General features: G+C 70.9%; 5 protein-coding genes and 1 pseudogene. 3 read left to right on the top strand and 3 right to left on the bottom strand.

Annotation, left to right across the window (positions count from 1 at the left end; all coding sequences use genetic code 11):
- The 3 genes from ACNFOC_RS50115 to ACNFOC_RS50105 form a co-directional block, all read right to left on the bottom strand.
- The coding region (locus tag ACNFOC_RS50115; RefSeq protein ID WP_416965657.1) for a molybdopterin-dependent oxidoreductase at positions 1 to 1,328 on the bottom strand (1,328 nt) is incomplete at its 3' end.
- Between the two features lie 163 nt (positions 1,329 to 1,491).
- Positions 1,492 to 2,109 carry a TetR/AcrR family transcriptional regulator gene (locus ACNFOC_RS50110; RefSeq protein WP_416965656.1) on the bottom strand — a complete coding sequence of 206 codons (618 nt, stop codon included), beginning with the start codon at positions 2,107 to 2,109 and terminating at the stop codon, positions 1,492 to 1,494.
- Positions 2,110 to 2,173: 64 nt separating this feature from the next.
- Complete coding sequence (locus tag ACNFOC_RS50105) at positions 2,174 to 2,737, bottom strand: hypothetical protein (protein WP_416965655.1); 564 nt, start codon at positions 2,735 to 2,737, stop codon at positions 2,174 to 2,176.
- Between the two features lie 161 nt (positions 2,738 to 2,898).
- On the opposite strand from ACNFOC_RS50105, the gene hmgA reads away from it, so the two are divergent.
- The 3 genes and pseudogenes from hmgA to ACNFOC_RS50090 form a co-directional block, all read left to right on the top strand.
- Positions 2,899 to 4,215 (top strand): homogentisate 1,2-dioxygenase, encoded by a 1,317-nt coding sequence (gene hmgA / locus ACNFOC_RS50100; protein ID WP_416965654.1) that lies wholly within the window; start codon positions 2,899 to 2,901, stop codon positions 4,213 to 4,215.
- A 125-nt stretch (positions 4,216 to 4,340) separates the two neighbouring features.
- The gene (locus tag ACNFOC_RS50095) at positions 4,341 to 5,093 is read left to right on the top strand and encodes a GntR family transcriptional regulator (RefSeq protein WP_416965653.1); all 753 of its coding nucleotides are present in this window, start codon (positions 4,341 to 4,343) and stop codon (positions 5,091 to 5,093) included.
- 12 nt (positions 5,094 to 5,105) lie between these two features.
- Positions 5,106 to 5,525, top strand: a pseudogene (locus ACNFOC_RS50090) (type ISP restriction/modification enzyme); the annotation flags it as partial.
- Positions 5,526 to 5,660: the final 135 nt, after the last annotated feature.

Below are 5,660 nucleotides of genomic sequence, written 5' to 3'. Positions count from 1 at the left end.
CTTTGGGAGGGCGGGGGCGGCGGCAGGACCACGTCGGCGTGGCGCGCGGTCTCGTTGAGGTACGGGTCGACGCTCACCATGAAGTCCAGTGAGTCGAGGGCCTTGTCGAGGCGGGCGCCGTCCGGTGCGGAGAGCACGGGGTTGGCGGCGACGGCGATGAGGGCGCGGATCGGTTCGCCCTCGGCGGTCGCGGTGTCGATCTCCTCGGCGAGCGCGGAGAGCGGCAACTCGCCCTTCGCCTCCGGGTATTGACTCACCCGCGAGCGCCAGCGCCCGAGCGCGAACCCGCGTCCTGGTCCGGCGGGCCGGGGCGTCTTGTCGGTGGCGGCCCGCGGGAAGAGGGCACCGCCGGGCCGGTCGAGGTTGCCGGTGAGGATGTTGAGGACGTCGACGAGCCAGCTGGCCAGGGTGCCGTGCGGGACGGTGCAGCTGCCGATACGGCCGTAGACGGCGGCAGTTGGAGCGGCGGCGAGTTCGCGGGCGAGGGTACGGATCTCGTCGGCGTCCACGTCACAGGCGCCGGCGACAGCCTCGGGGGTGAAGTCCCGTACGGCAGCGCGGAGTTCCTCGACGCCCTCCACGTGCGGGGCCAACTCCCCCAGCTCCACGAGGTGTTCGTCGAAGAGGACGTAGGTCATCGCGGCGAGCAGCAGGGCGTCGCCGCCGGGGCGGACCGCGATGTGCCGGTCGGCGAGTTTGGCGGTGCGGGTGCGGCGCGGGTCGATCACGGTGAGGGTGCCGCCGCGGGCCTTGAGCGCCTTGAGCTTGCCGGGGAAGTCGGGGGCGGTGCACAGACTCCCGTTGGACTCCAGGGGGTTGGCGCCGATGAGGAGCAGATGGTCTGTGTGGTCGAGGTCCGGTACCGGGATCGCGTTGGCGTCGCCGTAGAGCAGTCCGCACGAGACGTGTTTGGGCATCTGGTCGACCGTGGACGCGGTGAAGACGCTGTGGGTGCCGAGGGCGCCGAGCAGGACGGTCGGGTAGAGGGCGCCGGCCATCGTGTGCACGTTGGGGTTGCCGAGGACGACACCGACGGCGTGCGGGCCGTACCGCTCGACGACCGGGCGCAGGCCCGCCGCGACCGCGTCGAACGCCTCCTCCCAGGTGGCCTCGCGCAGCTCGCCGTCCCGGCGCACGAGGGGGCCGCGCAGCCGGTCGGGGTCACTGTCGACAGCGCCGAAGGAGGCGCCCTTGGGGCAGATGAACCCCCGGCTGAACACGTCGTCGCGATCACCTCGGGCGCCGGTCACCCGGGTGCCCTCGATGGTCAGCGTCAGCCCACAGGTGGCTTCGCACAGGGGGCAGATACGCGGGGCGGTGCGGGACACGGGGCCTCCCAAGGGCTTCGTTGCCTCTGGCGGCGAGCATACCGAGCGGTATGGAGGGTGGCGAGGGGGTGATGGGGGTGACGTCGGAAACCCGCGCCAGGCAGACGTCGGGCCGGCGCCACGAAGACGTCGAGCCGGCGCCACGAAGACGTCGAGCCGCTGGTCAGTCCAGCACTCGCGCGAGATACGCCCGCAGCATCGCCCGCGTCTCCCCGATCACCTTCTCGTCGCCCTCCGGAGCGACCCGGAACGCCAGGTGGACGAGGGCGTCGGCGGTCTCCACGGCGATCAGGAAGGTGCGACGGAGATCCTCGTCGGGCTCGCGGGCGAGGTAGCCGGAGAGGAGGTCGGTGAGGCGGTCGGCGACGCGGCGGTTGGGTTCCGCGTGGCCCGAGCCGATGGGGATCTGGTTGCCGAAGTCGACGAGGGAGAAGCCGGGCGCCGTGCGCTTCATCGCGAGGTACTCGTCCAGGACGGCGTCCACCGCCGCCCGCCAGCCCTCGGCGCCGGTCTCCTTGAGGCGCTCGGTGACCCGCTCCGTGTAGCGCTCAAGGTTGCGCTGGGCGAGGGCGTCGGCCATCGCACGCTTGTTCCCGAAGAAGCGGTAGACCGAGCCGATGGGCACACCGGCGCGCAGGGCCACCGCACGGGTGCTCAGCGCGTCGTAGCCGACCTCGTCGAGGAGGTCGGCGCAGGCGTCGAGAATCCTGGTCAGCCGTTCGGCGCTGCGCCGCTGCACGGGCGCACGCCGGAGCGATGTCGTGTGGGGCACGGGCTTCATGATGCCTTTCCGCCGCGGTCAGGTGAAGCTCGTACCTGAGTACGGAATTGGGTGTCCCTAGCACTCATTTTGTCCCCTGCGCCGACGTGGAGCCAGGAACCTTGCCGCCGTCCGGCGTCGCCTGCGCCGACGACGCCGTAATGTCCGCCGTACTCTCCACCGGTTTGCCGTGCACGGCCCACACAGTGCCGTCGTCGGCGTAGAGGCGCGCGGTGACGTGGTGGGTGCCGTGCGGGACGAGGGCGCCCGCGAGGTGGTACTCGGGGACGCGGAGCCGCGCGACGGTGCGGCCGTCCACGAGGAGGCGGACGGTTCCCCGGCCCGCGACCGCGACCGGCTTGGCGCCGGCGGGCGAGAAGCGGAAGTCGTGGACGGTCAGCGTGACGTCCCAGCTGTCGTCGGCGGCGTCGGGCTCCACCTCGACACCGACCCCCGGCGCGCCTTTCTTGTCCACTTCGCGGTAGTGCCGGCCCTGCTCGTCGGTCTCGTCGAGCACCTTGCCCACCGGCGACGGCGACACCCCGTCACCCTTGTGGCCATGGGCATCGGCGGAGCCGCAGCCCGCCGGTCCGGCCAGCAGCAGGGCACAGACCGCGAGCGCGGGGAGGAGTGCGCGCGACCACGACATGCGGGGGAGAGTAGAACACCGGTCCGACGGCCGGATCCCCCTGAAGGCTGGTTCTTCGTCTCCGTGAGTCGGATTTTCGGCCGCTCACCCGCCGTCCCCTTGCGCCCGCGAAACCGCAATCCTACGGTGTTGCATAGGAATCAGATGGCTAGGGAGCAGGTATGAGCGGGGACGCACGCAAGGCCGCCGAGGGACTGACCCACCTCACCGGTTTCGGCAACGAACACAGCTCGGAGGCGGTGCCGGGCGCCCTTCCCGAGGGCCGCAACGCCCCGCAGCGCGCACCCCTCGGCCTCTACGCCGAACAGCTCAGCGGTACGGCGTTCACCGAGCCGAGGGCGCACAACCGCCGCTCGTGGCTGTACCGCATCCGCCCCTCGGCCGCGCACCCGGCGTTCACCCGCGCCGACAACGGCTCCATCCGTACGGCGCCCTTCACGGAGGCGGTGCCCGACCCGAACCGCCTGCGCTGGAACCCGCTGCCCGACCCCGCGCCCGGCACCGACTTCCTGGCCGGCCTGTGGACCCTGGGCGGCAACGGCGACGCGACCCAGCGCACCGGCATGGCCGTGCACCTCTACCACGCCGACTCCTCGATGGACCGTGTCTTCAGCGACGCGGACGGCGAGCTGCTGATCGTCCCGGAGCACGGCGGACTGCTGCTGCGCACGGAGTTCGGACTCCTCCATGTGGAGCCGGGACATGTGGGATTGATCCCTCGTGGGGTGCGCTTCCGTGTGGAGCTGCTGGATGCTTCAGCCCGCGGATATGTGTGCGAGAACTATGGGGCGCCCTTCCAACTCCCCGACCTCGGCCCGATCGGCGCCAACGGCCTCGCCAACGCCCGGGACTTCCGCGCGCCCGTCGCCGCGTACGAGGACGTCGAGGGCCCGGTCGAGGTGGTGAACAAGTTCTGCGGCAACCTCTGGACGGCGACCTACGACCACTCGCCCCTCGACGTCGTCGCCTGGCACGGCAACCATGTGCCGTACGCCTATGACCTGCGCCGGTTCAATGTGCTCGGCTCCATCTCCTACGACCACCCCGACCCGTCGATCTTCACCGTGCTGACGTCGCCGTCGGACACCCCGGGTCTGGCCGGTGTGGACTTCGTGGTCTTCGCCCCGCGCTGGCTGGTGGGCGAGGACACGTTCCGGCCGCCGTACTTCCACCGGAACGTGATGAGCGAGTACATGGGCCTCATCGAGGGCGCCTACGACGCGAAAGCCGAGGGTTTCGTGCCGGGCGGCGGCTCGCTGCACAACATGATGTCGGCGCATGGCCCCGACCGTGAGACCTTCGACCGCGCGAGCACCGCCGAGCTGCGACCGCAGAAGATCGACGACGGGCTGGCCTTCATGTTCGAGACCCGGTGGCCGGTGACGGCGACCGCCCAGGCGGCCCACGCCGATCACCTGCAACACGGGTACGACGACGTATGGCAGGGCCTGCAACGGCACTTCCGCCCAGCGCACTGACCTTCCACCGCCGACCGACGCCCCGCGCACAGCCGCTTCCTCACCGGCCGACGCCCCGCACACCGCCCCTTCCCACCGGTTTACGGCCCTTGCACTGATCGCTCCCTAACGGTACGGATGGCCCCGTGACCTCCTTCGCCCCGGACTCGATCGTCCTGAACCGCAAGCTGCCGCTCTGGTACCAGGTGTCGCAGTCGCTGCGCGCCTCGATACTCGGCCGCTCGCCCCGGGACCCGCTACGGCTACCCACGGAGGAGCAACTCGCGGGGCACTACGGCGTCAGCGTGCTCACCATGCGGCAGGCGCTGAAGGAGCTGGAGGACGAGGGCCTGATCACCCGGCACCGCCGCCGGGGCACGTTCATCGAACCGGACGTCCGACGGGCCACGCCCGTACGGCTGTTGGGCTCGGTGGACGCGATCGTCGCGCAGCAGTCCGGCATGACGACCGAACTCCTCGACCACGGCAAGGTCTCCGTGCCGCCCGAACTCACCGAGCACTTCCCGGACTTGGCCGAGGTGGCGTCGTACCACCGCCTCCGCAGCGACGAGAAGACCGGCGAGCCGACCAACCACGCCCGCAACCACATCCGCCCCGAACTCGCCGCCCGCCTCGACCTGGACGACCTGATCCGCTGGCCGATGACCAAGGTGCTGCGGGACGTCGTCGGCGCGGACATCAGCCGCATCACGGACACCGTGGAGGCCCGCCTCGCCGACCCGGAGACCGCGCGCCTCCTCCAAGTCCCGCTGCTCAGCCCGATCCTTCACTACACCGGCATCACCTACGACACACAGGGCAAGGTGCTGGACGTGGCGGTCATCCACTACAGGGGCGACCGTTTCTCCTTCTCGGTCACCCTGGACGCCGCGAACTGAGGTCGTCGTACGATGCCCAGCGTGACGCACGACGACGCTCCGCTGCTCGCGGACCTCATGCCGTGGTCCGTCGCACCGATCCGGCTCGGCCGGGGGTGGCCGACGGCACCCGACGCGGCAACCCTGAAAACCCGCTGGGACGCCCTGGTGAAGGCCGAAGTCCCGGACCGGGAAACCCTGTTCGAGCCGACGCGCTCACGCACCCTGCACTCGGCGGTCTCCCAACTCCCCGGCCAGCCCAGCGGCACGGAGAAACTGATCCGCGCGACGGGCCCCTGCCCGGAACCGATCCGCGTCCTGTACGCCCCCTTCGACGAGCAGTGGCTGATCCCCGACCACCGCCTGATCGACGTGGCCCGCCCGGAGTTGTGGCGGGTGGCGGACGAACGCCAGATCTTCGTGGTGGAAACCCCGGCGGTGGCGGGCACGCCGCTTCGCCTACGACGGCTGCTCAGCCGCCGATCGCCGACATCGGCCGGTCCGGTCGCCTACGCCGAGTCCCACCTCCGGCGCAGCCGCAACCGATGAGTGAACCTTCCTGACGCGCACACCGTTTGACGTTTGGCC

Source organism: Streptomyces colwelliae, assembly GCF_048158785.1.
In the GTDB taxonomy this organism is placed as follows: Bacteria; Actinomycetota; Actinomycetes; order Streptomycetales; family Streptomycetaceae; genus Streptomyces.
This window is presented reverse-complemented; position numbering and strand designations above follow the sequence as displayed.